A 23,870-nucleotide genomic window follows, 5' to 3' on the forward strand; every position below is an offset into this window, starting at 1 on the left:
CCCGGGATGGCCATCGATGCCGGATCGCAGGGCGCGGGCCGGTTCCCGCCGCCCGGCGAGGCCGGCCCGCGCCAGCCCTCACTCCGGTGCCACGCGCACCAGCAGCTTGCCGAAGTTCTTCCCCTCCAGCAGGCCGATGAAGGCCTCCGGCGCCGCCTCCAGCCCCTCCACCACATCCTCGCGGTAGCGCACCTTCCCCTCGCGGATCCAGCCGGCCATCTGCTGGCGGAATTCCGGCATCTGCTTCGCGAATTCCCTCTGGATGAAGCCGCGGATGGTGAGGCTGCGGGACAGCACCTGGCGCATCAGCACCGGCAGCCGGTCCGGGCCGGGGAACTCGCCCGTGCTGTTGTACTGCGCGATCAGGCCGCAGACCGGAATGCGGGCGAACTCGTTGAACAGCGGGAAGACCGCGTCCCACACGGCGCCGCCGACATTCTCGAAATAGACATCCACGCCCTCCGGGCAGGCGGCGGCGAGCTGCGCCGGGAAATCGGGCGCGCGATGGTCGATCGCCGCGTCGAAGCCCAGCTCCTCCCGGATGAAGGCGCATTTCGCCGCGCCCCCGGCGATGCCGACGGCGCGCGCGCCCTGGAGGCGGGCGATCTGCCCCACCGCCGAGCCCACCGGCCCGCTGGCCGCCGCCACCACCACCGTCTCCCCGGCCCTGGGCCGGCCGATGTTCAGCAGCCCGGCCCAGGCGGTGAAGCCCGGCATGCCCAGCACGCCGAGCGCGGTGGAGACGGGGGCCTCGGCCGGGTCCAGCCTGCGCAGCCCGCGCCCGTCCGAGAGCGCGTGGCTCTGCCAGCCGGAATGCGACAGCACGACCTCCCCCTCGGTGAAGTCCGGGTTGCGCGAGCGCAGCACGCGGGAGACGGTGCCGCCTTCCATCACGGCGCCGATCTCGACCGGGGCGGCATAGGATTTCGCGGCGCTCATCCGGCCGCGCATATAGGGATCGAGCGAGAGGTAGAGGGTTTCCAGCAGGACCTCGCCCTCGGCGGGCTCCGGGATGGGCTGGGTGTCGAGGCGGAGGTCGGAGGCCTTCGGCCGCCCCTCGGGCCGGCTGGCGAGCAGGTAGCGGCGGTTCATCGGCGCGGTCATGGCGTGTCATCCCTGGCGGTTGCCGGAGAAAGGTAGGGACGCCGCGCCGGTGGCGCACCCCCCCCTCGGATGGCGGGCGGGAAGGCCGGAGCCCGGCGGCGGCGCCGGGCTCCGCCCGGCTCAACGCGGGGTCGCGTTGAACTTGTCGAAGAGCGTGTTGGCCGCGTTGACACAGGCCTGCAGCGGCTCCTTGTCCGAGCAGTGGACGCGCACCGCCGTGTCGCCGCGGCGGAAGGAGAAGCTGGAGCCCGGCGGGGGCGGCGGCGGGCGATGCATGCCGTGCATCATGTGCGGGCCGCGCGGCGGGCGCGGGCCTTCCGCCCGGTCGCCCGATCCGCCCATGGGGCCACCCATGGGTCCGCCCATCGGGCCGCGATCCGGGCGCTGCGGCGCCTCGGCGGCGGGGCCACCGGCCGGCGGGGCCGGCGGCGCGGGCTGGGCGGCGGCCAGGCCCGAAAGCCCCAGCCCGAGGACGCCCACACCCAGCATCAACAGTCGACGCATCGCCTCTTCCTTTCCTGGCTTCCCGGCAGGCCAAGGGCCTGCCTGCGGTCCGGAGGATAGGGGAGGCGCCATGACCCGTCTCATACGATGGGAAACCAAATGTCTCTCAAAGGCGGCGAAACCAGGGCGGCGGGGGGAGCAGGGCGCTTGCGGCGTCCCCGGCGCCGGCCTTAGGTGGTCCGGTCCACCCACTCCACGGAGGCAATACGGATTGGCCCTGAACCTCAGCGCGCGGGCCGGCCTCGACGGGAACGGATGCCTGCCCGCCGGGGCGAAAGCCATGGCGGCGGAACCGGGGAAGGCCCTGTGAGCGGCCCGGGAAAACCCCTGTCCGGCGCCCTCGCGATCCTCGTCGCGGCGGTCCTGTGGGGAACGACGGGCACGGCGGCGACCTTCGCGCCGGGCGTCTCCGCCGCCGCGATCGGGGCGGCGGCCATGGGCATTGGCGGTCTTCTGCAGGCCGCGGTCGCGGGCGCGGGCATCGCCAGGGCGCGGACCCTCCTCGCGCGGCACTGGCGCGACCTCGCCCTGGGCGCCGCCTCCGTGGCGGTCTATCCGCTGGCCTTCTATGCCTCCATGCGCATGGCGGGTGTCACGATCGGTACCGTCATCTCCATCGGCTCGGCGCCGCTTCTCGCCGCCCTGATCGAATACCGGATGGAGGGCCTCAGGCTCACGAGGCGCTGGCTGACCGGCGCGGCCCTCGGGCTCGCCGGCATGCTGCTGATGAGCCTGGCGGAGGCGACCGGGCGCCCGATGCCGGGCGGCGCCTCCCCGGTCGCGGGCATCCTGCTGGGTCTTATCGCGGGGCTGACCTACGCGATGTACTCCTGGACGGCGCGCCGGCTGATGCGGAACGGCGTGCCCTCGATGGCGGCCATGGGCGCGACCTTCGGCGCCGGCGGCCTGCTTCTGCTGCCGGTGCTGCTCGCGACCGGCGCGCCCTTCCTCGCCTCCTGGAGCAACGCCGCGGTCGGCGCCTACATGGCGACGGTGCCGATGTTCCTCGGCTATCTCTGCTTCGGCTACGGGCTCGCGCGCATCGCCGCCAGCACGGCGACGACGATCACGCTGTTCGAGCCGGTGGTGGCCGCCGGGCTCGCCGTGCTCGTCGTTGGCGAACGGATGCCGCCCCTCGGCTGGCTGGGGGTGGGCCTCGTGGTCCTCTGCCTCGTCATCGTGAGCGCGCCGGCCGGGCGGCGGCCGGGCCCGGTGGCCAACCCGGTGGCCGCCGAGCCCCGGTTGCGGCGGGCGGGGCCCTGACGGCGCCGCCTGACCGCCCTTACTTCTCCACGAAGGCCTTCTCGATCACGTAATGGCCGGGACGGCTGTTGGCGCCTTCCTCGAAGCCCATGCCCTCCAGCAGATCCTTGGTCTCGGCCAGCATCTCCGGGCTGCCGCAGAGCATGATGCGGTCGCTCTCCGGCGTGAAGCGCGGCAGGCCGAGGTCGCTGAACAGCTTGCCGGAGCGGATCAGGTCGGTGACGCGGCCCTGGTTGCGGAAGGGCTCCCGCGTCACGGTCGGGTAGTAGAGCAGCTTGTCCCCGACCAGCTCGCCCAGCACCTCGTCCCGCGGCAGGGCCTCGATCATCGCCGCATAGGCCAGCTCCTTCACCTGCCGCACCCCGTGCAGCAGCACCACCCGCTCGAACCGGTCATAGACCTCCGGCTCCCGGATCAGCGACAGGAAGGGCGCGAGGCCGGTGCCGGTGCCATAGAGCCACAGCGTCCGGCCCGGCAGCAGCGCGTCGGTGACCAGCGTGCCGACCGACTTCCGGCCGACCAGGATCTCGTCGCCCGGGCGGATGTGCTGCAGCCGGCTGGTCAGCGGGCCGTCCTGCACCTTGATCGACAGGAATTCGAGCCCCTCGTCATAGGGCGGCGAGGCCACGGAATAGGCGCGCACCAGCGGCTTGCCGTCCACCACCAGCCCGATCATGACGAACTGCCCGGCGGTGAAGCGCAGGGCCGGGTTGCGCGTGCAGCGGAAGCTGAACAGGCGCTCGGTCCAGTGATGCACGCTTTCCACCGTCTCGGTGAAATAGGCGGCATGGGCGGATTTGAGGACGGGTCGGGTTTCGGCGTTCATCGGCGGAGACATGGCCTTTTCGTTGCGCCGGGCAAGTCTCAGGGGAGCCTTGGGCCGGAAGGCGAGGGCAGGGCCAAAGCACGGCTTGCAAGCGGAAGCGGTTGCGGTGAGCCTTCGCCTATCATGAGCACGCCCCCGGACGCCACACCTCGCGACGCAACCCCCCCATCGGCTGCGGTCGGGCCGCCGCCGCTCGGGCCGGCGGTGGACCCCACGCCCCGGCCCCTGCCCGCCCGCGTGCCGCATCGCGGCGCCAGCGTCACGCTGGAGCCGCTCGGCCTGCGCCACGCGGAGGAGCTGTGGGAGGCGGTGCGGGGCGCCGACGACAGCTGGGCCTATCTGGGCTACGGCCCCTTCGCGGATTTCGGCCCCTTCCGGACGTTCCTGGGCGGCTTCTGCACCACGCACGACCCGATCGCCTGGGCGGTGCGGCCGCACCTCTCGGGCCGCGCCCAGGGCTGGCTGACGCTGATGGAGATCCAGCCCGCCCATGCCGCCATCGAGCTGGGCAACATCTGGTTCTCGCCGCGCATGCAGCGGACGCGGGCCGCCACCGAGGCGATGTTCCTGCTGATGCGCCACGCCATGGACGACCTCGGCTACCGCCGCCTGGTCTGGAAATGCAACGCGCTGAACGCTCCCTCGCGCCGCGCCGCCGCGCGCCTCGGCTTCGTGCCCGAGGGCGAGCACCGGGCGCATCTGGTGGTCAAGGGGCGGCGGCGCGACACCGCCTGGTTCTCCATCCTGGAGGAGGAGTGGCCGGCCCGGCGCGACGCCATCGCCGCCTGGCTGGAGGAGTCGAATTTCGACCAGCACGGGCGGGCCCGGCGCGGCCTGGGCGGGGTCGACCTGAGCGGGGCCAATCTGGGCGGGGCCAATCTGGGTGGGGCGGCCGGCTGAGGCCCCGGGGTCGGGGCGCGCCGCCTTCGCTGCAACGCAACCTTGAACGGAACCCTGGCCCGCCTGCATCGTTGCTGAGGTGAACCCTCCGAGCGTTCCAACCGCCCCCAGGACCAACGCCGATGCTGAACTCGACCGATCCGGACCAGATGCGCGCCGCGCTGGAAGCGATCAAGGAAGGCCGCAGCGCCCGCGAGGCGCCGCGGCGTCTGGCCCCCGGCGGCGGCGTGCGGGCCAACCGCCCGACCGAGATTCCGGCGCGCGGCTGGTGGAGCATCCTCAAGCGCACGATCCTGCAGGCGAACGAGGACCGACTGATGACCGAGGCGGCGGGCATCACCTTCTACGCCCTGCTCTCGATCTTCCCGGCGCTGACCGCCCTGGTCTCGATCTACGGCCTCTTCGCCGATCCGCTGACCGTCTCGCAGCACCTCAGCATGCTGAGCGGGCTGATCCCCGAGGGCGGCATGCGGATCCTGGACGAGCAGCTGAGCCGCCTGACCTCCGGGGGCGCCACCTCGCTGGGCTTCAGCGCCATCCTCGGCCTGCTGATCGCGCTCTGGAGCTCGAACCAGGGCACCAAGGCGATGTTCGACGCGCTGAACGTGGTCTATGAGGAGAAGGAGAAGCGCAGCTTCGTCCGGCTGACGGTGATGACCCTCTGCTTCACCCTGGGCGCGCTGTTCTTCATCATGCTGGCCATGACCGCCGTGGTGGTGCTGCCCATCGTGCTGGCCTTCGTCGGGCTGGAGAGCACCACCGAGTGGATCCTGCGCCTGTCGCGCTGGCCGATCCTGCTGCTGGTCATCACCGGTCTGCTGGCCGTGCTCTACCGCTTCGGGCCGAGCCGGGAGCGCGCGCGGTGGCGCTGGGTGAGCTGGGGCGGCGCCTTCGCGGCCCTCGGCTGGGTAGCGATCTCCGCCGGCTTCTCGCTCTATGTCAGCCGCTTCGGCAACTACGATGCGACCTACGGCTCCCTCGGCGCCGTGATCGGCTTCATGACCTGGATCTGGCTCTCCGCCATCGTCGTGCTGGTGGGCGCCGAGCTGAACGCCGAGATGGAGCACCAGACGGCGCGCGACACCACGACCGGGCCAGACGAGCGCCTCGGCCGGCGCGGCGCGCGGATGGCCGATACCGTGGCGCGCGGCTGAGCCGCGGCGGGCAGGGCATCGCGCCGGGCCCGCGCCGTCACTGGCTGGTCACGAAAGCGTCAAACGCCTGCAATCGCGCGCGCCTAACAGCGGCCTCCATCGACCCCGCTGGAGATTCGCCCCATGCGCGCGCTGCTGCTCGCCGCGACGGCCCTGATCGGCCTCGCCACCTCCGCCCAGGCCCAGGCCCAGGCCCAGGCCCAGACACAGGCCCAGACTCAGGCCCAGCCTCAGGCCCCGGACCGCAAGGTCGAGGCCCGGCTCGCCGGCCATGCCATCCTGCCGGCCCTCACCCTGGAACTGCCGCCGGCCGACGCGCCGCGGGACGCGCTGATCTCCGGCAAGTTCACCGCCGCCGCGCGGCAGGACCGGCCGGGCAGCCTGCCCGGCACCACCGGCCCCGCGCCCACCGGCCGCCCCACCGGGATCAGCCTGCCCTTCATCGGCCAGCCGGTGCAGGGCTTCTCCGGCATCAAGCCGGTGGCCGGCGAGCCCGGCGCCTACTGGGTGCTGACCGACAACGGCTTCGGCAACAAGCGCAACAGCGGCGACGCGCTGCTGGCCTTCCGCAAGATCCGCCCGGACTTCGCCACCGGCCAGGTGGCGGTGGAGCGGACCGTCTTCCTCTCCGACCCCGACCGCCGCGTGCCCTTCCGCATCGCCCATGAGGGCACCGAGGCGCGCTACCTGACCGGCGCCGATTTCGACCCGGAGAGCATCCAGCCCATCCCGGACGGGAGCGGCTTCTGGATCGGCGAGGAGTTCGGTCCCTTCCTGCTGCAGGTCGATGCCGCCGGCCGCGTCCGCCGCGTGGTCGAGACGAGGCTGGACGGCGAGGTGCTGCGCAGCCCCGACCACCCGGCGCTGGCCACCGGCGCCACCCCGGTGGCCGGCACCGCCTTCCGCGTCCGCCGCTCCGGCGGCTATGAGGGCATGGCGATGACGCCGGATGGCGGCCGCCTCTGGGCGCTGCTGGAGCAGCCGCTCTTCGTCGCCGGCACCGACCGGGCCGAGGGCGCCTTCCTGCGCATGATGGAATTCGACACGGCGAAGGGCGACTGGACCGGCCGCAGCCTGAAGCTGCGCCTGACCGAGGGCGCCACGGCGATCGGCGATTTCAACTTCATCGACGAGCGCCGCGCCCTGGTCATCGAGCGCGACAATGGCGAGGGCGATGCCTCGCTGGCCTGTCCCCCGGCGGGAGGGCAGGCGGGAGGGCAGGCGGGCCATCCCGGCACCCCGCCGCGCTGCTTCCCCGATCCGGCGCGGGTCAAGCGCGTCACGCTGGTCGATCTCGGCGCGCCGGATGCCGAAGGTTTCGTGAAGAAGCTGGCCCATATCGACCTGCTCGACATCCGCGACCCCGAGGGGCTGGCCCGGCAGCGCGGCGACCGCGCCGCCGACGCGGCGGCGGAGCGCTTCGCCTTCCCCTTCTTCACCATCGAGAACGTGGCGATGGTGGATGCCGAGCACATCATCCTGGCCAATGACAACAATCTGCCGTTCAGCGCCGGCCGCCACCTGGCGCGGGCCGACGACAATGAGGTGGTGCTGCTGCATGTCCCGGCCCTGCTGAACGCGCGTTGAAGGGCGGCCCGCCTCCCCCGCCCTTGCGGGCGGGGCGGGGCCCGACTAACCCCTGAGGGGGAGAGGGCCGGCCCGCGGCCCCGCGATAGGAGAGCCGGGATGCCCTTGCGCGACGCCACCCCCGCCGATCTGCCGGCCATCACCGCCATCTACGCGCATCATGTGCTGACCGGCACCGGCACCTTCGAGGAGGTGCCGCCCACCCCGGAGGAGATGGCGGCGCGGCTGGCGCGGGTGCAGGAGAGCGGCTGCGCCTGGCTGGTGGCCGAGGAGCAGGGGGAGGTGCTGGGCTATTGCCACTTCACCCCGCTCGGCGAGGCGCCCACCTACCGCTACACGGCGCAGGATTCGATCCATGTGCGGCACGACGTGCACGGCCAGGGCCTCGGCAAGACGCTGGTCGCCGCCCTGCTGGAGCGGGCCGAGCGGGCCGGCTTCCGGCAGATGGTGGCGGTGATCGCCGATTCGGAGAATGTCGGCTCCATCGGCCTGCATCTCTCGCTCGGCTTCCGCCAGGTCGGCATGCTGCGGGGGGCGGGCTGGAAGTTCGGCCGCTGGCTCGACGTGCTGCATATGCAGCGCAGCCTGGGCCCCGGCGACAAGACGCTTCCCTGACAAAGACTGACCTTCCGGCCTTCACAGACCTGTCAGCCGGGGTGGAAACGCCTCGTGCTGCAGCGCATTCAAAGGGGAGATCGAGAAGGAGCGGCCGTTGATCGAGGATATCGACACCACCGCGCGCGAGGTCGTGGCCTCGCTGGGCTGGGCGCCCGACTGGCTGGTGAGCCTGGGCGTCCTGGCCGTCACGGTGCTGCTGGCGCTGCTGGCGCACCGCGTGCTCTACCGCCTCATCACCCGGCTGGTGCGGGAGCGGGACCTGTTCTGGCGTTCCCTGGTGGCGCGCACCGAGGGGCCGACGCGCCTGGCGCTCATCATCCCCGCCCTGTCCATCGGCGCCAGCATCGCGCCGCTCGACGGGGCCCAGGCCAGCATCATGCGCCACGTCCTGGCGATCTGCTTCATCTGCCTGGTGGGCTGGGTGGCGCGGACGGCGCTGCACATCTGGACCACCGTCTATCTGCGCCGCTTCAAGCTCGATTCCGAGGACAACCTGCTGGCGCGCAAGCACACCACGCAGTCGCGCATCCTGCAGCGCATCGCCGCCATCCTGATCGTCACCGTCACCGCCGCGGCGGCGCTGATGACCTTCGACGGGGTGCGGCAGTATGGCGTCTCGCTGCTCGCCTCCGCCGGCGCCGCCGGCCTGGTGGTCGGCCTGGCGCTGCAGCCGCTGCTGAAGAACCTGATCGCCGGCATCCAGCTCGCCGTCACCCAGCCGATCCGGCTGGAGGACGCGGTGATCGTCGAGGGCGAGTGGGGCAATGTCGAGGAGATCACCAGCACCTATGTCGTGGTGCGGCTGTGGGACTGGCGGCGGATGGTGCTGCCGCTCAGCTACTTCATCGAGAAGCCGTTCCAGAACTGGACGCGCGAGAATTCCTCGCTGATCGGCACGGTCTTCCTCTACACCGACTACACGGCACCGCTGGAGGCCATGCGGCGGCGGCTGGAGGAGATCGTCCGCGCCTCGCGCAACTGGGACGGCCGGGTGGTCGTGCTGCAGGTGACGGACTTCAAGCCGGCCACCATGGAGGTGCGCATGCTGGCCAGCGCCAGCTCCGCCGGCCGCGCCTTCGATCTGCGCTGCGAGGTGCGGGAGCAGATGATCGGCTGGCTGCAGGCGCAGCATCCCGGCGCCCTGCCGCGCCAGCGGGCCGAGATCGACCGGCTGCCGGCGGATGCCTCCTGGATCGCGCCGCGGCAGGAGGCGGTGCCGGCGCAATAGGCCGGCGCGCCATCACTTTCCCGACGGGCGCCGCGCCGCCCGCCCGGGAGGGCAGGCAGGGCGCGGCGCCCGTGCCATTCTCCCGCCGCGCCGGGCCGGAAGAGCCCGGCCGCAGGGAGAACCGAAAGAATGTCGCATCTGTCCCGCGATCTGTCCCGCCGCCTGCTGCTCGGCACCGCCGCCGCCCCCGCCGCTGCCCTGATCCATCCGGCCGCCGCGCAGCAGGCTCCGCCGCGCGACTACGGGCGGGGCGCGCCCCCCATGCGCTACCCCGACGCCGACATCGTGGCGCTGGACCCGAAGCGCTTCACCGCGCGGCTCGGCAACAGCGCCATCCGCCGTGTCTGGACCGGCATGGGCTGGGCCGAGGGTCCGGCCTGGCACGCCACCGGCCGCTTCCTGGTCTGGTCCGATATCCCGAACGACGAATGCCTGCGGCTGACCGAGGAGGATCTGCACGTCTCCCGCCGCTTCCGCAGCCCCTCCGGCTACTCCAACGGCAACACCTTCGACCGCGAGGGGCGGCAGATCGCCTGCCGGCATTTCCACCGCGACGTGGTGCGCTACGAGCCCGAGGGCGGGCTCACCGTGCTCGCCGCGCGCGGGCCGGACGGGCCGTTCAACGCGCCGAACGACGTGGTGGTGCATCCGGCCGATGGCGGCATCTGGTTCACCGATCCCGGCTATGGCGCGCTGATGGACTACGAGGGCAATCGCCTGCCCGAGGCGGCGACCTCGCCGCGCCCGCTGATCAAGGAGGCGGTCTACCGCATCGACCCCGCCAGCGGCGCGGTCGCCAAGGTCACGGACGCGCCCTACAAGCCGAACGGCCTCTGCTTCAGCCCGGACTACCGGACCCTCTACGTGGCCGATACCGGCCTGTCGCACTACCCGGAGGCGAAGAGCATCGTCTGGGCCTTCGGGGTGGACGGCACCGGCCTGCGCGACCCCCGCACCTTCTGCTCCATGGAGATGGACGGCCGCACCGGCATGGCGGACGGCATCCGCTGCGACGAGAGCGGCAACCTTTGGGTCGGCGCCGGCTGGGTGGGGGACGGCTATGACGGGGTGCATGTCTTCGCCCCCGACGGGCAGCGCATCGGGCTGATCAGGCTGCCCGAGATCTGCGCCAACCTCTGCTTCGGCGGCACCCGGCGCAACCGGCTGTTCATGACCGCCGGCCAGTCGCTCTACATGGTGCCGGTGGAGACGCGCGGCGCGCATTTCTGCTGAGGCGCCGGAGCCCGGCCGGGGAAGGCGCCAGGGGAGGCGGGGCGCGCCCTGGAGCGTTTGTTTTTGCGAGCATCTTCACCCGATCCGGTGGTTCCACCGGATCGGGATCTGCTCTAGCGCGGCGTCAGGCAGGGGTTGCGCCGCGCGAAGGGGCGCAGCTCCGGCAGCAGGCGGTTCACCACGTCGGGCGCCGCCAGCAGGGCGCGCCCCTCGGCGGACCAGCGGGCGGGGCGGATCTGCGGATCGTCGATGCTGCCGCTGACCCGCACCGGGATGTCGAGCGCCAGGCTGCCGGTGGTGTCGCGCTGGCTGCCGATGATCATGTCCATCTGCCGCCGCCGCAGGTCGATGCTGCCATTGCCGGCGATGGTGCCCTCGCGGGCGCGGAGCCGCAGCGGCGCCACCGTGGCCTCGCCGCCACGGAGGTCCACCACGGCGATCAGGCAGGCGATCGGGCTGCCGCCCTCGGCGGCGCGGAACAGGCTGCGCAGGTCGAGCGAGGCGATCTCCAGCAGCCGCCGCTGCACCTGCCCGCCCCGCATGGCGATCACCGCCGAGGCATGGGCCGTGCTCGCCGCCGCCTTCAGCGTGCGGCCGCGTGCCTGCACGGCGAAGCGCCCGTCCACACGGCCCGAGAGCGGCAGGGCGCCGAGGCCGAGGGCGCGGCGCACCGCCTTGATCTGCAGGCCGCTGGCCTCGGTGCCGGCCTGGATATGGCCGGTCTCGACCGCGCCCTCGGCGGTGATGCGGCCGCCGAGATAGGTGAGGGCGAGCTGCTCCACCGTGATCCGCCCCGGCGCCAGCGCGGCGGCGAGCCGCGCCTCGGTGGCGCGGAGGGCGCCGAAATCGAGCCGCTCGGCCGTCAGCTCGGCCTGCACCACGGTATCGGGTGCCTGGTCCACCGCCAGGGTCAGGTCCGCCGCCGTGCCGCCGCTGTGCCGGCGGTCGAGCAGGGCGTCGAGGTCGAGATGGCCGAAATCCAGCGCCGCCTCGATGGCGTCCGCCTGGCCGTCGGCCCCTTCCCGCAGGACCAGGCGGCGCCCCGCGATCGCCGCCTCGCCCAGCGCGCCGGTGATGCCGTCGAGCCGCCAGAGCGCGCCCTGGTGCAGGAGGTTGCCGGCCAGCCGCAGCGCCGGGGCGCCCTTCTCGGCCGCCTCCAGCCCGGCGATGCGGAGCAGCGTGTCCAGCGCCGGCGCCTCCAGGCTGAGCGCCCCCTCGGCGCCGTCCAGGTTCAGCGGGTCGGTCATGCCGCCCTGGAAGCGCAGCCAGGTCTCCTCCCCCGCCCGCAGCCGCAGCGCCGCGGGGAAGGGGGCCGCCGTGTCGCGCAGGGCGTCGAAGGAGGCGAGGTCGCCCTCCAGCGCCACCGGCACGTCGTTGTAGCGCCCCTCGGCGGTGAGGCGGACCGGCGCGGCGGCATCGGCGGCGGCGAGCGCCACGGCGTCCAGCTCGGTGCGCAGCAGGGCGCCGCCGCTGGTGCGGAAGGTGATGGCGATATCGCGCAGCCGGGCATCGAGCAGCGTCGGGAAGCCGGCGCGGCCCGTATCGGTGGCGTCGGCGGCGGTGGCGTTCTCCGCCTCGCCGAACTTCCAGTTCTTGCGGCCGCCGGCCTCGCGCTCGAGGATCAGCCGCAGCCCCTCGGCCTCCAGCCGCCGCAGCCGCGGCGCGCCGCCAAGGAGGGAGAGCGCTTCGACCTCGGCCGTCAGCCCGTCGAGCGCCAGCATCTCGGGGCGGCTGCCGCCGGGAAGATTGGCCAGCCGCAGCCCCTCCAGCCGCAGCGTCACCCAGCGGCCGGGGCTGACATGCAGCGCCGCCACGCTGACCGGGCGGCCGAGCCGGGCCGTGGCCCAGCGCGCGGCCAGCGGGGCAAGATCGACCCGCCCGAGCAGCAGGATGGCGGCGGCCAGCAGCAGGGCGAGGCCGCACAGACTCCAGGCCAGCCAGCGGAGGGCGCGTGTCATGCCACGCAGCCTGACCCGATCAGGGCCCGGCCGCCAGCCGGAAGCGGGCGGTGGTCACGCTGTCCTGTTCCAGCGCGGCCAGGATGGCGGCACGCCCGGCGGCGCTGCGGGTCACGGCGACGACACCGTCGAACCAGGGAAGCTGGCCGCGCAGCCGCGCCTGGAAGAGACGGTCGAGCGCCAGGGCCACGGAGCTGCGCGGCTGGCAGCACAGGCAACCCGCAGGGTGGGCGGCGGCGGCCAGCACCGGCGCGGCGAAAGGCTCGACCCGCGCGGGGGCCGGCGGCAGGCCGGCGCCATCCTCGGCCAGCACCACGGCGCCCGGCGGCGCGTCGGGCACGTCCAGCAGGCGGACGGGGATGCGGGCATCGAGGGACCAGGCCATGGCGCGCAAGATGGGGATGCGGGGAACCGCACGGCAAGCCCGGGCGTCATCGGCCCCCCACGCCCGGCCGGCGCATGGCGTCCCGGGGAGACAGGCCCGGGGCCCGGTGCCATGATGCCCTCCGCAACCGGCACCGCTCCCTTCCAGCCATGTCCTATTCCGGCCCGATCATCGACGCCCACCACCATCTCTGGGATCTGTCGCTCGGCCGGCATCCCTGGATCACCGGCGCGGGCGTCGCGGCGCTCGGCGACGTCGCCTACCTGCGGCGCGACTACGGCCTCGCCGAGCTGCGCTCCGACATGGAGGGGCAGGGCGTGGTCGGCTCCGTGCATGTCGAGGCGCTGTGGGACCGCGCGCGCGACCCGGTGGAGGAGACCCGCTGGCTCGAGGGGCTGGCGCGGCCCGTCGGCCTGCCGCCCGGCATCGCCGCGCGCTACGTCGCCTCTGTTCCGCTCGGCCGGCCCGGCGCCGCCGAGATCCTGTCGCGGCAGCTCGCCGCCTCCCCGCGCGTGGTGGGCCTGCGGGAGACGGTGCGCTGGCGGACCTCGCCAGCCAGCAGCGCATCGCCGGCGAATTGCAGCTCCACGCCTTCCAGGATGTGCCCTACATCCCGCTCGGCCAGTATTTCTACGCCACCGCGCACCGCAAGGAGCTGACGGGCATGCTGGACGGCTTCCCGGTCTTCTGGAACCTCGCGCGCGGGTGATGCGGCGCCTGGCGGGGGCGTGTCCAATCCCCGCTTTCCAGGCCTCGGGCCAGCAGGGCGGTCCGCCATGAGGCTGGACATAAGGATATCTTTATGTCATCCGCAGCCCATGGAGCCCCTGCTGGCGCAACTGCGCGCCGCCGCCGAACCGACCCGCCTGCGCCTGCTGGCCCTCTGCGCCCGCGGCGCCTTCTGTGTGTCCGAGCTGTGCGCCATCCTCGGCCAGTCCCAGCCCCGCCTGTCCCGCCACCTGAAGCTGCTGGTCGAGGCCGGGTTGCTGGAGCGGCTGCCCGAGGGCGCCAATGTCTATGTCCAGCTGGCGCCCGAGGCCGACCTCGCCCGGCAGATCCTGGCTCGGCTGCCGGAGGATGACCCGACCATCGCCGCCGACCGCCGCGCCAGCGCCCGCATCGCCGCCGAGCGCGCCCGCGAGGCCTCGGAGGCCTTCCGCCGCGATGGCGCCGACTGGGACGAGATGCGCGCCCTCGGCCTTCCCGCCGCGGCGATCGAGGCGGCGCTGCTGCGGCTGCTGCCGGAGCGGCTCGACCGGCTGGCCGATATCGGCACCGGCACGGGCCGCCTGCTGGAGGTGACGGCGCCGCGCGCCCGGGCGGTGCTCGGCCTCGATGCCAGCCGCGACATGCTGGCCCTGGCCCGCGCCCGCCTGGCCGAGCGCGGCATCGGCAATGCCTCCGTCCGGCTGGCCGACATGTACCGCCTGCCGCTGCCCGATGCCGGCTTCGACGCCGCCACGCTGCAGATGGTGCTGCATTATGCCGAGGACCCGGCGGCGGCGCTGGCCGAGGCGGCGCGGCTGCTGCGCCCCGGCGGCCTGCTGCTGGTCATCGACCTGGCGCCGCATGGCCGGGGCGAGTTGCTCGCCGGCATGGCGCATCTCTGGCCCGGCTTCGACGATGCCGGCATGGCGGGCTGGCTCGGCGCCGCCGGCTGCGCGCCCCTGCCGGCCACCACCCTGCCGGGGCCGGACGACCTCCAGGTCCGCATCTGGCCGGCGCGCCGCCTCGCCGTTCCGCTCGCCGCCCTCTCCGAATCCACCCTGACACTCTGAAGGAAGGCCCTGCCCATGGCCCGTCCGCCCCTGCTCCAAGCCCTGCGCGACCGCGTCCTGCTGTGTGACGGCGGCATGGGCTCGCGCGTGCAGGCGCTGACCCTCGATGTCGAGAAGGACTATTGGGGCAAGGAGAACTGCACCGAGGTGCTGAACCTCTCGCGCCCCGACCTCGTGCGCGACATCCATCGCGGCTACTACGAGGCCGGCTCCGACATGGTGCTGACCAACTCCTTCGGCGGCTCGCCCATCACGCTGGAGGAGTTCGAGCTCGGCGCCCGCGCCTTCGAGATCAACCGGCTCTCGGTCGAACTGGCGCGCGAGGCGGCGGAGAGCTTCGCCGATGGCCGCGACCGCTGGGTGATCGGCGATATCGGCCCGGGCACCAAGCTGCCCTCCCTCGGCCATATCGACTACGACACGCTGGAGGCGGCGCTCACCGAGCAGTGCCGCGGCCTGATCGCCGGCGGCGCCGACGCGCTGCTGACCGAGACCAACCAGGACACGCTGTTCATCAAGGCCGCCGTCAACGCCGCCAGGATCGCGCGGCGCGAGGCGGGCAGCGAGATCCCCGTCTTCGTGCAGGTGACGGTCGAGACCACCGGCACGCTGCTGGTGGGCAGCGACATCGCCGCCGCGACCACGGTGGTGCAGGCGCTCGACGTGCCGCTGATCGGCCTGAACTGCGCGACCGGGCCGCAGGAGATGGCCGAGCACGTCCGCTACCTGTCGCAGAACTGGCCCGGCCTGATCTCGGTGCAGCCCAATGCCGGCCTGCCCGAACTGGTCGATGGCCGGACGCACTACCCGCTCGCCGCCGAGGAGATGGCGGTGTGGATGGAGCGTTTCGTCAGCGAGGACGGCGTCAACCTGGTGGGCGGCTGCTGCGGCACCTCCATCCCGCATATCCAGGCGCTGGACGCCATGCTGCGGCGGGTCGATGGCGGCCGCTTCCGCCCCGCGCCGGTGCGGCGCAGCGTCCACTGGGTGCCCGCCGTCGCCAGCCTCTACGGCGCGACGACGCTGCGGCAGGAGAACGCCTATTTCTCCATCGGCGAGCGCTGCAACGCCAATGGCTCCAAGGCGTGGCGCGAGCGGCAGGCGGCGCATGACTGGGATGCCTGCGTCTCCATCGGGCGCGAGCAGGTGGGGGAGGGCTCCAACTCCCTCGATATCTGCACCGCCTTCGTCGGCCGCGACGAGCGCGCCGAGATGGACGAGGTGGTCCGCCGCTTCACCGGCAGCGTCAACGCGCCGCTGGTGATCGATTCCACCGAGACGCCGGTGATCGAGAGCGCGCTGAAGCTGCATGGCGGCAAGCCGATCATCAACTCGATCAACTTCGAGGATGGCGAGGGCCACGCGACCGACCGGCTGGTGCTGGCCAGGAAGTTCGGCGCCGCCGTCATCGCGCTCACCATCGACGAGGTGGGCATGGCGAAGACGCCGGAGGACAAGCTGCGCATCGCCGAGCGCCTGGTGGATTTCGCCTGCAACAAGCATGGCCTGCCGCAGAGCGACCTGCTGATCGATCCGCTGACCTTCACCATCGCGACCGGCAACGAGGACGACCGCAAGCTCGGGCAATGGACGTTGGAGGGCATCCGCCTGATCCGCGAGAAGTTCCCCGACATCCAGATCATCCTCGGCCTGTCCAACATCTCCTTCGGCCTGAACCCGGCGGCGCGGCATGTGCTGAACAGCGTGTTCCTCGACCACGCGGTGAAGGCGGGCATGACCGGCGCCATCGTGCATGTCAGCAAGATCAAGCCGCTGCACAGCATCCCGCCCGAGGAGGTGAAGGTCGCCGAGGACCTGATCTTCGACCGCCGCGCCGAGGGCTACGACCCGCTGCAGAAGCTGCTCGAGATCTTCGCCGGCCGCAAGGCGGCGGATGCCGCCAAGAAGGTGAAGGCCGAGACGGTCGAAGGCCGGCTGAAGGACCGCATCATCGACGGCGACCGCAAGGGGCTGGACGAGGAGCTGCAGGACGCGCTCGACAAGGGCATCAAGCCGCTCGACATCATCAACACCATCCTGCTCGACGGCATGAAGGTGGTGGGCGAGCTGTTCGGCTCCGGCAAGATGCAGCTGCCCTTCGTGCTGCAGAGCGCGGAAACCATGAAGGCGGCTGTCGCCTACCTCGAGCCGCACATGGAGAAGATCGAGGGGCAGGAGAAGGGCACCATCGTCCTCGCCACGGTGAAGGGCGACGTGCACGACATCGGCAAGAACCTGGTCGACATCATCCTGACCAACAACGGCTACAAGGTGGTCAACCTCGGCATCAAGGTGCCGCTGAACGACATGGTCGCCGCGGTGCGCGCGCACCGGGCGCATGCCATCGGCATGTCCGGCCTGCTGGTGAAGTCCACCGTGGTGATGAAGGAGAACCTCGAGGAGATGGCGCGGCAGGGGCTCGACCTGCCCGTTCTGCTGGGCGGCGCCGCGCTGACCCGCAACTTCGTCGAGGATGACTGCGTGCGCGCCTATGCGGTGGGCGAGAGCCCCGGCGGCCGCGTCGCCTATGCGCGCGACGCCTTCGACGGGCTGCACCTGATGGACCGCGTGATGGGCAGCGACTTCGACGCCTATCTCGCCTCGCTGCAGCAGAAGCGGGCCGGCAAGTCGAGGAACACGGCGCGGGTGCTGGGGCAGGCCGACCCGCGCGGCTTCGCCCCCGTCGATCTCGCCTATGCCGAGGAGCGCCGCCGCCGCATGACCGCCGACGAGGCGGTGCCCCGGCCGCCCTTCTGGGGCAGCCGCGTCCTGCAGGCCGACCCCCGCGCCATCGTGCCCTTCATCAACGAGCGCAGCCTGTACCAGTTCCAGTGGGGCTTCCGGAAGCAGGGCCGCTCGCTCGACGACTTCATCGGCTGGGCGAAGCAGGAATTGCGGCCGGTGCTGAAGCGCATGCTGGCGCTGGCGGAGCAGGAGAGGATCCTCGCCCCCCAGGCCATCTACGGCTACTGGAAATGCGCCGGGCAGGGCAATGACGTCATCCTGTTCGAGGAGGACGGCGTCACCGAGGCCTGCCGCTTCACCCTGCCGCGCCAGCCGAAGCAGGATGGCGAGTGCATCGCCGACTTCATCCGCGACATCGGCGACGGGCCGGAGGCGCGCGACGTGATCGGCCTGCAGGTCGTCACCGTCGGCCAGAAGGCCAGCGACATCGCCCGTGACTGGTTCGAGGGCAATCGCTACCAGGACTATCTCTACCTGCACGGCCTGTCGGTGGAGATGGCGGAGGCCATGGCCGAATACGTCCACAAGCGCATCCGCGCCGAGCTCGGCTATGCCGGGGAGGACGACCGCGACATGGAGAAGATGCTGGCGCAGTCCTATCGCGGCGGGCGCTATTCCTTCGGCTACCCGGCCTGTCCGCGGCTCGAGGACCAGGCGCCGCTGCTGCGGCTGCTGGAGGCGGAGCGCATCGGCGTCTCGATCAGCGACGAGTGGCAGTTGCACCCGGAGCAGTCGACCAGCGCCATCGTGCTGCACCATCCGCGCGCGAAATACTTCTCGGTCTGATGCCCGGAGACCCGGCTTCCCCAGAATGAAGCCGGGGCTTGATCCTGTCGGCGCGGCTGCGGCCATCCCTCTGACGCGGCGCAGGAATCTCCGAATTTCCGGTTGCCTCTCCGGCGGCCCCGTGGCCTAGAGCGGGACGCCGGCCGGGGGGATCGCCCGGGCCGGGGACATTCGCGTCGGAAGGCGCCGGAGCGCGGCGGGAGAAGGATGGCATGGACCGGGCGGTGAGGCTCGCGGCGGGCAGCGTGATCGTGGGCCTTGGCGTCCTGGGCCTGAAGGGCCTCGCCTGGTGGCTGACGGGCAGCGTCGCCCTGCTGGCCGATGCGCTGGAATCCATCGTCAACGTGGCGGCGGCGGGCGCGGCTTTGGTCGCCGTCACCCTCTCCGCCCAGCCTCCCGATGCCAACCACCCCTACGGCCATGCCAAGGCGGAGTATTTCTCCGCCGTGCTGGAGGGGGTGCTGATCGTCGTCGCCGCCCTGCTGATCCTGAACGAGGCCTGGGGTGCCTGGCGGAACCCCCACCCGCCGGAGGCGGTCGGGATCGGCCTGGCGATCTCCGCCCTGGCCACGGTGATCAACGCCGCCTGGTCGCGAGTGCTGTTCCGCGCCGGGCGCGAGATGCGCTCGCCCGCCCTGCTGGCCGATGCGCGGCACCTGCTGGCCGATGTGGTGACCTCGGGCGGGGTGATCCTCGGCGTCGGCGCGGTGGCCGCCACCGGCCTGCTCTGGCTGGACCCGCTGCTGGCGGCGCTGACGGCGCTGAACATCCTCGTCTCGGGCTTCCGCCTGCTGCGCGAGAGCGTCGGCGGGCTGATGGACGAGGCGGTGGAGCCGGGCCTGCTGAACCGGATCCGCGAGCTGGTCTCGCGCGAGGCGATGGGGGCGATCGAGGCGCATGACCTGCGCACCCGCCATTCCGGCCGCACCACCTTCGTCGAGTTCCATCTTGTCGTTCCCGGCGAGATGCGGGTGGCCGAGGCGCACGAGATCTGCGACCGGGTGGAGGCGGCGCTGAAATCCGAGCTTGGCGCCGCCATCATCACCATCCATGTGGAGCCGGAGATGAAGGCCAAGCACCAGGGGGTGCTGGTCCTCTGAACGCGCGGCGGCAAGGGAGGCGGGGATGGTGCGGCTGGATGTGATCACCACGCGCGGCGGCGATGGCGGCCAGACCTCGCTCGGCGACGGCAGCCGCGTGGCCAAGGATTCGGCGCGAATCGAGGCGATCGGCACGGTGGACGAGGCCAATGCGGCGATCGGCCTGCTCCGCCTGCACACGGAGGGCGGGCCGGACGCCATGCTGGCCCGCATCCAGAACGATCTCTTCGATCTCGGCGCCGATCTCTGCGTGCCCGGCGGCGGCGAGGCGGCGGAGCGGCCGCGGCTGCGGGTGACGGATGCCCAGTGTGCCCGGCTGGAGGCCGAGCTGGCGGCGATGAATGCCGGGCTGCCGCCGCTGCGCTCCTTCGTGCTGCCCGGCGGCACCCCGGCCGCGGCGCACGCGCATCTGGCGCGGACGCTGGCCCGCCGGGCCGAGCGCGCCGCCGTCGCCCTGGCCGCCGCCGAGGCGGTGAACCCCGTCGCCATCCGCTACCTCAACCGCCTGTCGGATCATCTCTTCGTGCTGTCGCGCGCCCTGAACGCGGGGGGCGACGTGCTCTGGGTACCCGGCGGCGGGGCCACGCCGGGCGGAGAGGCCTGACCCGCGCGCTTCGCCCCTTGCGCGCCGCGCCGGCACGGCGATCCTGGCCGCGGCGAGGCGATCGGGGGGATACGCGATGCAGGATGCCGGATTGCGCCGGCCGGGCCTGTCGGAGCTGTTCACGGGCTTCCTGCTGCTCGGGCTGACCGGCTTCGGCGGCGTCCTGCCCATGGCGCGGGCCATGATGGTGGAGCGGCGGCGCTGGCTCAGCGAGGCCGGGTTCACCGACCTGCTCGGCCTCTGCCAGTTCCTGCCCGGCGGCAACATCATCAACATGTCGGTCGCCGTGGGGCTCCGCTTCCAGGGCGCGCGGGGGGCGGTGGTGGCGCTGCTGGGGCTGATCCTGGCGCCCAGCGCCATCGTCATCGGCCTGGGCAGCCTCTATGCCCGCTTCCAGGACCACCCGACGCTGCGCCATCTCTTCGCCGGCCTCGCCGCCGCCGCCGCGGGGCTGCTGATCGCCACGGCGGTGAAGATCGCCCGACCGATCTGGGGCAGGGCGGTGCCCATGGTCATCGCGGGGCTGTTCTTCCTGGCCATCGCGGTGCTGCGCCTGCCGCTGCTGCCGACCATCCTGGTGCTGGCGCCGCTCGGCATCCTGGCCACCTGGTGGGCGGGGCGCCGGAAGGAAGCGGGGCGCGCGGCATGACCGGCACGCTCCTCGCCCTGGCCCTGATCTTCACCCAGCTCTCGCTGCTGGCCTTCGGCGGCGGCAACACCATTCTGCCCGAGATGCAGCGGCAGGTGGTGGAGGTGCACGGCTGGATGTCGGCGCGCGACTTCACCGCCCTCTTCGCCCTGGCCCAGGCGGCGCCGGGGCCGAACATGATGGTGGTGACGCTGGTCGGCTGGCAGGTGGCGGGCTGGCCCGGCCTGCTGGTCGCCACCCTGGCCAAGTTCGGCCCTTCCTCCCTGGTCACCGCCCTGGTGCTGGGGGTGTGGGACCGCTTCCGCGACCGCCCCTGGCGCAAGGTCGCGCAGGCCGGTCTGGCGCCGATGACGGCGGGGCTCGTGGCGGCCAGCGCCGTGCTGATCACCGAGGCCTCGGTGCGGGACTGGGCGCTGGGCGCCGTGACCGGCGCGGTGGCCCTGGCGGCGCTGACCACGCGGCTGCATCCGCTCTGGCTGCTGGCGGGCGGCGCGCTGTTCGGGCTGAGCGGCATCGGCCAGGGGTAGGGCCGGAGGTGAGGCCGGGGGTGGAACGGGAGGTGGCCTCAGCCGCCGAAGCGGGGCGTCCTGTAGACGATCGGCACCTGCAGGGAGAGGTGGTCCCCGCCCTCCAGCGCGAAGTCCGGCGGCGGCGGCAGCGGGCTGGTGTTCAGGACGGTGGTGAGGGCGGCGGCATCGAGCAGCGGGCTGCCGGACCCCTCCACCACCCTCGGCGTATAGAGGCGCCCGTCACGGTGGACGCTGAATTTCACCAGCACCCGCCCCTCCGGCACCAGCATCGGGTTCCGGTCCGGGTCCCGTGGGTAGTAGCGCTTCTCGTTCAGCTTGCGCACCACCGCGCCATGCCAGGTGGCGAGTTCGGCGCGCTGTGCCGGGGTCAACGGCCCTGATGCCGCGCAGCCGGCCAGGATCAGCAGGGAGAGGGCGATCAATCCTCGGCGCATCATCAGCTCCCGGTTGAGAAGGCGATGATAGCCAGGCCCAGGCCTGCCGCAAAGCCATGCCCGGTTGCCCCGGACCGTTCCCGGGGCCGGTTCCTCGGAGCCTCAGAACATCAGCCCCAGCGCGCGAACGCCGAACCAGGCGAGCGCGCCCAGCACGCAGAGGGCGAAGAGGCAGCCCGCCAGGGTCAGCCCCAGCCCCAGCCCGACCACCCGGTTATCCTGCTCCACCACGCCCAGCGCCATGACGATGGTGCCGAAGGCGGGCGGCCCGTTGGTGCCGGGGCCGGGCAGGATCAGCATCAGGGCGGCGAGCGCGGTGGACCAGCCGACCAGCCGGTCTCCCGCCGGGCCGGTGAACCAGCCCGGCCGCGGCCGCACCACCTTCTCGACCAGCCGCAGCCCCTTGCCCGAGGCCGAGGCGAGGCGCAGCAGATCGGTCCGCTTCACCGTGCGGTCGGCCAGGAAGCGGGGCAGCACCGGCACATGCCGCCCGAGCCCCATCTGCACGCCCAGGATCAGCATCGGCAGGCCGAAGACGCTGGCCATGCCGGGCAGCAGGCTGGGCAGGCAGAGCAGCAGGATCAGCAGGCCGAAGGCGCGGTCGCCGAAGGCCTCGGCCATCTCGCCCAGGCTGATGCGCTCGCCCGGGAAGGTCGCCGCCACCTCGGCGATGATGCGCGTGATCGGGGCGTGGACATCCCCCGGCAGGGGGGGCGTGTGGTCCGGGGCGGGATTCAGCCTGGCCTCGCCCGGTGCGACGTGTGGCGCGGAAGCACCGGCAGTTCCATCCATCATTCAGCCTCGCTGTCACGCACGTGCCGCCCGCCGCCCATTCCCCACGCGCCGCCCCCGCGCGCCGTCCGGGGCGGCACGGGGCAAGGGAGCAGCTTTCCGGCACCGAGGCAAAGGAAAGCCACGGGGCGCGGAAGGACCGGGCCCGGAAGCGGCACGGCACGGCCTTCGAGATGAGGACGCGGCGGGCGGGATCAATGGGCGGCGCCGGACCGGCCGCCGCTCAGCTGGCCGGAGGCCGCTTCACGCCGGGCAGGGGCTCCGCCTCCGGCAGGCGCTCGGCGGGCACGACGCTCAGCGTGCCCTCCGTCTCCAGCACCACGGCGGCGGCCTGCTCCGCCCGCGCCAGGCCCTGCCCGCGCAGGGCGGCCAGGACATCCTCCCGTGTCACCCGCTGGGCCCGCAGCGCCCTGTCGAGGAAGCGGCCCTGGTGCAGCAACAGGACCGGCTCGGACTTGACCAGCGCATCGAATCGCGGCGAGCGCACCGAGAGCCAGGCCACCCCGAACTGCAGCCCCGCCAGGAGGATGATGGCCAGGATGCCCTCCAGCAGCGCCACCGACTTGGTCAGCAGGACCGTGGCCAGGATGGAGCCCAGCGCCACGGTGACGACCAGGTCGAAGGCGTTGAGCTTCGCCAAGGTGCGCTTGCCGGAGGTGCGCAGCAACAGCACCAGGGCCGCGTAGGCCAGGGTGCCGACGACCAGCACGCGGGCCAGTCCGGTCCAGGAATCGAAGAACACCGGTCAACTCCCGCGGATTGTGGGCAGGACGGGGATGGCGTCCTCCCCGGCGGGGAAAGCGCGGCGCCTCGCCGTTGCGGGCAGAACGGGCCTCGCCGCGGATGGTTCAGGTCCGGACCCGATTTTTGCCCGCCTTGCGCCCTGGCCGGTCTCCGGGCCTGATGGCGTCCCCGATGGGGGCGCCCCCGATGAGGAGGGAGGAGCTCATGCAGCCCGTGGACCTGGCCCTTGGCCTCGCCGTCGATGTCTCGGCCAGCGTCGATTTCGACGAGTTCGGCCTGATGATCGGCGGCCTGGCGGGCGCCTTTCGCGAGCCCGACATCGCCGCCGCCTGCGCCGCCGGGCCGCGCGGCGCGGTGGCGGTGGCGGTGCTGTTCTGGTCGGCCGCGCAGGACGTGGCCGTGTCCTGGCGGCGGATCGACGGCGGCGAGGCCGCGGCGGCGCTGGCGGCGGCGATCGAGAACGCGCCGCGCCTGCCGCAGCCCGGCGCCACCGGCCTCGGCCCGGGCATGGCGGCGGGGCTGGCGCTGCTCGGGCGCTGCCCGGCCGAGGCGGCGCGGCTGGTGCTCGATGTCTCGGGCGACGGGCGGCACAATCTGGGCCGCGCGCCCGGCCCGGTGCGCGATCTCGGCGTGGCGGCGGGCGTCACCTTCAACGCGCTGGCGGTGCTGAACGAGGAGCCCGACCTGCTGGCGCATTACGAGGCCGAGGTGATCGGCGGCCCCGGCGCCTTCGCCATGAGCTGCGCCGACTATGCCGACTTCGCCGAGGCGATCCGCCGCAAGCTGCGGCGCGAGATCGGCGGCGGGCTGATCGCCTGAGGCCGGGAGGCATCAATCCCGTTGATGGCGCCGTCAGAATTTTTGCGGCCCGCGCAGGGCTGTGGCGCCCCCGGCGGGGGTTTCCTTTCCCCGGGCGGCGGTGCAGCCTGCGGTCGGCTGTTTGTGCAG

22 protein-coding genes and 1 pseudogene are annotated in these 23,870 nt (G+C 72.7%); 15 read left to right on the forward strand and 8 right to left on the reverse strand.

All coding sequences use genetic code 11. The features are described from left to right. Positions 1-78: 78 nt before the first annotated feature. A complete protein-coding gene (locus D9598_RS03610) occupies positions 79-1,104 on the reverse strand; it encodes an NADP-dependent oxidoreductase (RefSeq protein WP_198365052.1) in 1,026 nt (341 codons plus the stop codon). A gap of 120 nt (positions 1,105-1,224) precedes the next feature. Continuing rightward, entirely contained in the window at positions 1,225-1,608 is a 384-nt protein-coding gene (locus D9598_RS03615) for a hypothetical protein (RefSeq protein ID WP_198365053.1), read from the reverse strand. 306 nt (positions 1,609-1,914) lie between these two features. On the opposite strand from D9598_RS03615, the gene D9598_RS03620 reads away from it, so the two are divergent. After that, positions 1,915-2,871 (forward strand): DMT family transporter, encoded by a 957-nt coding sequence (locus D9598_RS03620; RefSeq protein WP_370591927.1) that lies wholly within the window; start codon positions 1,915-1,917, stop codon positions 2,869-2,871. Between the two features lie 19 nt (positions 2,872-2,890). Here the strand turns inward: D9598_RS03620 and D9598_RS03625 are convergent, their stop codons facing one another. Then, on the reverse strand, positions 2,891-3,697 hold the full coding sequence (locus D9598_RS03625; protein WP_198365055.1) for a ferredoxin--NADP reductase: 807 nt from the start codon (positions 3,695-3,697) through the stop codon (positions 2,891-2,893). Between the two features lie 123 nt (positions 3,698-3,820). On the opposite strand from D9598_RS03625, the gene D9598_RS03630 reads away from it, so the two are divergent. The 6 genes from D9598_RS03630 to D9598_RS03655 all read left to right on the forward strand — a co-directional run bounded on the left by D9598_RS03630 (position 3,821) and on the right by D9598_RS03655 (position 10,417). Beyond that, positions 3,821-4,597: a GNAT family N-acetyltransferase gene (locus D9598_RS03630; RefSeq protein WP_198365056.1), complete on the forward strand. Its 777-nt coding sequence runs from the start codon at positions 3,821-3,823 to the stop codon at positions 4,595-4,597. A gap of 122 nt (positions 4,598-4,719) precedes the next feature. Continuing rightward, positions 4,720-5,751 (forward strand): YihY/virulence factor BrkB family protein, encoded by a 1,032-nt coding sequence (locus tag D9598_RS03635; RefSeq protein WP_198365057.1) that lies wholly within the window; start codon positions 4,720-4,722, stop codon positions 5,749-5,751. Positions 5,752-5,874: 123 nt separating this feature from the next. Further along, positions 5,875-7,338 carry an esterase-like activity of phytase family protein gene (locus D9598_RS03640; protein WP_198365058.1) on the forward strand — a complete coding sequence of 488 codons (1,464 nt, stop codon included), beginning with the start codon at positions 5,875-5,877 and terminating at the stop codon, positions 7,336-7,338. A 99-nt stretch (positions 7,339-7,437) separates the two neighbouring features. After that, positions 7,438-7,953, forward strand: coding sequence for a GNAT family N-acetyltransferase (locus D9598_RS03645; RefSeq protein ID WP_198365059.1), 516 nt, complete (start codon positions 7,438-7,440; stop codon positions 7,951-7,953). 97 nt (positions 7,954-8,050) lie between these two features. Continuing rightward, positions 8,051-9,184: a mechanosensitive ion channel family protein gene (locus D9598_RS03650; protein WP_198365060.1), complete on the forward strand. Its 1,134-nt coding sequence runs from the start codon at positions 8,051-8,053 to the stop codon at positions 9,182-9,184. Positions 9,185-9,313: 129 nt separating this feature from the next. Then, positions 9,314-10,417, forward strand: coding sequence for an SMP-30/gluconolactonase/LRE family protein (locus D9598_RS03655; protein WP_198365061.1), 1,104 nt, complete (start codon positions 9,314-9,316; stop codon positions 10,415-10,417). A gap of 113 nt (positions 10,418-10,530) precedes the next feature. On the opposite strand, the gene D9598_RS03660 is transcribed toward D9598_RS03655, so the two are convergent. Together D9598_RS03660 and D9598_RS03665 are read right to left on the reverse strand one after the other, a co-directional pair. Then, the gene (locus tag D9598_RS03660) at positions 10,531-12,375 is read right to left on the reverse strand and encodes an AsmA family protein (RefSeq protein ID WP_198365062.1); all 1,845 of its coding nucleotides are present in this window, start codon (positions 12,373-12,375) and stop codon (positions 10,531-10,533) included. A gap of 19 nt (positions 12,376-12,394) precedes the next feature. Beyond that, positions 12,395-12,760 carry a hypothetical protein gene (locus D9598_RS03665; protein WP_198365063.1) on the reverse strand — a complete coding sequence of 122 codons (366 nt, stop codon included), beginning with the start codon at positions 12,758-12,760 and terminating at the stop codon, positions 12,395-12,397. Between the two features lie 544 nt (positions 12,761-13,304). On the opposite strand from D9598_RS03665, the pseudogene D9598_RS21565 reads away from it, so the two are divergent. From D9598_RS21565 to D9598_RS03700, 7 genes and pseudogenes are all read left to right on the forward strand, one after another. Then, positions 13,305-13,469 (forward strand): annotated as a pseudogene (locus D9598_RS21565) (ABC transporter substrate-binding protein); the annotation flags it as partial. Positions 13,470-13,578: 109 nt separating this feature from the next. Further along, on the forward strand, positions 13,579-14,538 hold the full coding sequence (locus tag D9598_RS03675) for a metalloregulator ArsR/SmtB family transcription factor (protein WP_198365553.1): 960 nt from the start codon (positions 13,579-13,581) through the stop codon (positions 14,536-14,538). A 15-nt stretch (positions 14,539-14,553) separates the two neighbouring features. Further along, positions 14,554-18,069, forward strand: a complete 3,516-nt coding sequence (gene metH, locus D9598_RS03680; protein WP_198365065.1) for a methionine synthase — start codon at positions 14,554-14,556, stop codon at positions 18,067-18,069. Between the two features lie 212 nt (positions 18,070-18,281). Further along, complete coding sequence (locus D9598_RS03685; RefSeq protein WP_198365066.1) at positions 18,282-19,169, forward strand: cation diffusion facilitator family transporter; 888 nt, start codon at positions 18,282-18,284, stop codon at positions 19,167-19,169. Positions 19,170-19,194: 25 nt separating this feature from the next. Further along, complete coding sequence (locus D9598_RS03690) at positions 19,195-19,773, forward strand: cob(I)yrinic acid a,c-diamide adenosyltransferase (protein WP_198365067.1); 579 nt, start codon at positions 19,195-19,197, stop codon at positions 19,771-19,773. Positions 19,774-19,849: 76 nt separating this feature from the next. Further along, the gene (locus D9598_RS03695; protein ID WP_198365068.1) at positions 19,850-20,422 is read left to right on the forward strand and encodes a chromate transporter; all 573 of its coding nucleotides are present in this window, start codon (positions 19,850-19,852) and stop codon (positions 20,420-20,422) included. Beyond that, positions 20,419-20,949, forward strand: a complete 531-nt coding sequence (locus tag D9598_RS03700; protein ID WP_198365069.1) for a chromate transporter — start codon at positions 20,419-20,421, stop codon at positions 20,947-20,949. Before D9598_RS03695 ends, D9598_RS03700 begins: the two co-directional genes overlap by 4 nt. Positions 20,950-20,987: 38 nt before the next feature. Here D9598_RS03700 and D9598_RS03705 read toward each other — a convergent pair whose 3' ends face one another. From D9598_RS03705 to D9598_RS03715, 3 genes are all read right to left on the reverse strand, one after another. Continuing rightward, positions 20,988-21,386, reverse strand: a complete 399-nt coding sequence (locus D9598_RS03705; protein WP_198365070.1) for an energy transducer TonB — start codon at positions 21,384-21,386, stop codon at positions 20,988-20,990. 102 nt (positions 21,387-21,488) lie between these two features. Beyond that, complete coding sequence (locus tag D9598_RS03710; protein ID WP_232476890.1) at positions 21,489-22,181, reverse strand: exopolysaccharide biosynthesis protein; 693 nt, start codon at positions 22,179-22,181, stop codon at positions 21,489-21,491. A 220-nt stretch (positions 22,182-22,401) separates the two neighbouring features. Continuing rightward, complete coding sequence (locus D9598_RS03715) at positions 22,402-22,920, reverse strand: YetF domain-containing protein (RefSeq protein ID WP_198365071.1); 519 nt, start codon at positions 22,918-22,920, stop codon at positions 22,402-22,404. Positions 22,921-23,126: 206 nt separating this feature from the next. Between D9598_RS03715 and D9598_RS03720 the strand changes: the two genes are divergently transcribed. Then, positions 23,127-23,741, forward strand: a complete 615-nt coding sequence (locus D9598_RS03720) for a DUF1194 domain-containing protein (protein ID WP_232476891.1) — start codon at positions 23,127-23,129, stop codon at positions 23,739-23,741. The last annotated feature ends 129 nt before the right edge of the window (positions 23,742-23,870 follow it).

This window comes from Roseomonas sp. KE0001 (genome assembly GCF_016107285.1).
Taxonomy (GTDB): Bacteria; Pseudomonadota; Alphaproteobacteria; order Acetobacterales; family Acetobacteraceae; genus Pseudoroseomonas.

What these genes read in the sequence shown, in the direction of transcription:
- D9598_RS03720 (WP_232476891.1), top strand. Translation starts at nt 23,127, where the DNA reads ATGCAGCCCGTGGACCTGGCCCTTGGCCTCGCCGTCGATGTCTCGGCC.
- D9598_RS03710 (WP_232476890.1), bottom strand. Translation starts at nt 22,181, where the DNA reads ATGATGGATGGAACTGCCGGTGCTTCCGCGCCACACGTCGCACCGGGC.
- D9598_RS03645 (WP_198365059.1), top strand. Translation starts at nt 7,438, where the DNA reads ATGCCCTTGCGCGACGCCACCCCCGCCGATCTGCCGGCCATCACCGCC.
- D9598_RS03700 (WP_198365069.1), top strand. Translation starts at nt 20,419, where the DNA reads ATGACCGGCACGCTCCTCGCCCTGGCCCTGATCTTCACCCAGCTCTCG.
- D9598_RS03685 (WP_198365066.1), top strand. Translation starts at nt 18,282, where the DNA reads ATGGACCGGGCGGTGAGGCTCGCGGCGGGCAGCGTGATCGTGGGCCTT.
- D9598_RS03625 (WP_198365055.1), bottom strand. Translation starts at nt 3,697, where the DNA reads ATGAACGCCGAAACCCGACCCGTCCTCAAATCCGCCCATGCCGCCTAT.
- D9598_RS03690 (WP_198365067.1), top strand. Translation starts at nt 19,195, where the DNA reads ATGGTGCGGCTGGATGTGATCACCACGCGCGGCGGCGATGGCGGCCAG.
- D9598_RS03695 (WP_198365068.1), top strand. Translation starts at nt 19,850, where the DNA reads ATGCAGGATGCCGGATTGCGCCGGCCGGGCCTGTCGGAGCTGTTCACG.
- D9598_RS03660 (WP_198365062.1), bottom strand. Translation starts at nt 12,375, where the DNA reads ATGACACGCGCCCTCCGCTGGCTGGCCTGGAGTCTGTGCGGCCTCGCC.
- D9598_RS03705 (WP_198365070.1), bottom strand. Translation starts at nt 21,386, where the DNA reads ATGCGCCGAGGATTGATCGCCCTCTCCCTGCTGATCCTGGCCGGCTGC.
- D9598_RS03640 (WP_198365058.1), top strand. Translation starts at nt 5,875, where the DNA reads ATGCGCGCGCTGCTGCTCGCCGCGACGGCCCTGATCGGCCTCGCCACC.
- D9598_RS03655 (WP_198365061.1), top strand. Translation starts at nt 9,314, where the DNA reads ATGTCGCATCTGTCCCGCGATCTGTCCCGCCGCCTGCTGCTCGGCACC.
- D9598_RS03615 (WP_198365053.1), bottom strand. Translation starts at nt 1,608, where the DNA reads ATGCGTCGACTGTTGATGCTGGGTGTGGGCGTCCTCGGGCTGGGGCTT.
- D9598_RS03635 (WP_198365057.1), top strand. Translation starts at nt 4,720, where the DNA reads ATGCTGAACTCGACCGATCCGGACCAGATGCGCGCCGCGCTGGAAGCG.
- D9598_RS03610 (WP_198365052.1), bottom strand. Translation starts at nt 1,104, where the DNA reads ATGACCGCGCCGATGAACCGCCGCTACCTGCTCGCCAGCCGGCCCGAG.
- D9598_RS03675 (WP_198365553.1), top strand. Translation starts at nt 13,579, where the DNA reads ATGGAGCCCCTGCTGGCGCAACTGCGCGCCGCCGCCGAACCGACCCGC.
- D9598_RS03630 (WP_198365056.1), top strand. Translation starts at nt 3,821, where the DNA reads ATGAGCACGCCCCCGGACGCCACACCTCGCGACGCAACCCCCCCATCG.
- metH (WP_198365065.1), top strand. Translation starts at nt 14,554, where the DNA reads ATGGCCCGTCCGCCCCTGCTCCAAGCCCTGCGCGACCGCGTCCTGCTG.
- D9598_RS03665 (WP_198365063.1), bottom strand. Translation starts at nt 12,760, where the DNA reads ATGGCCTGGTCCCTCGATGCCCGCATCCCCGTCCGCCTGCTGGACGTG.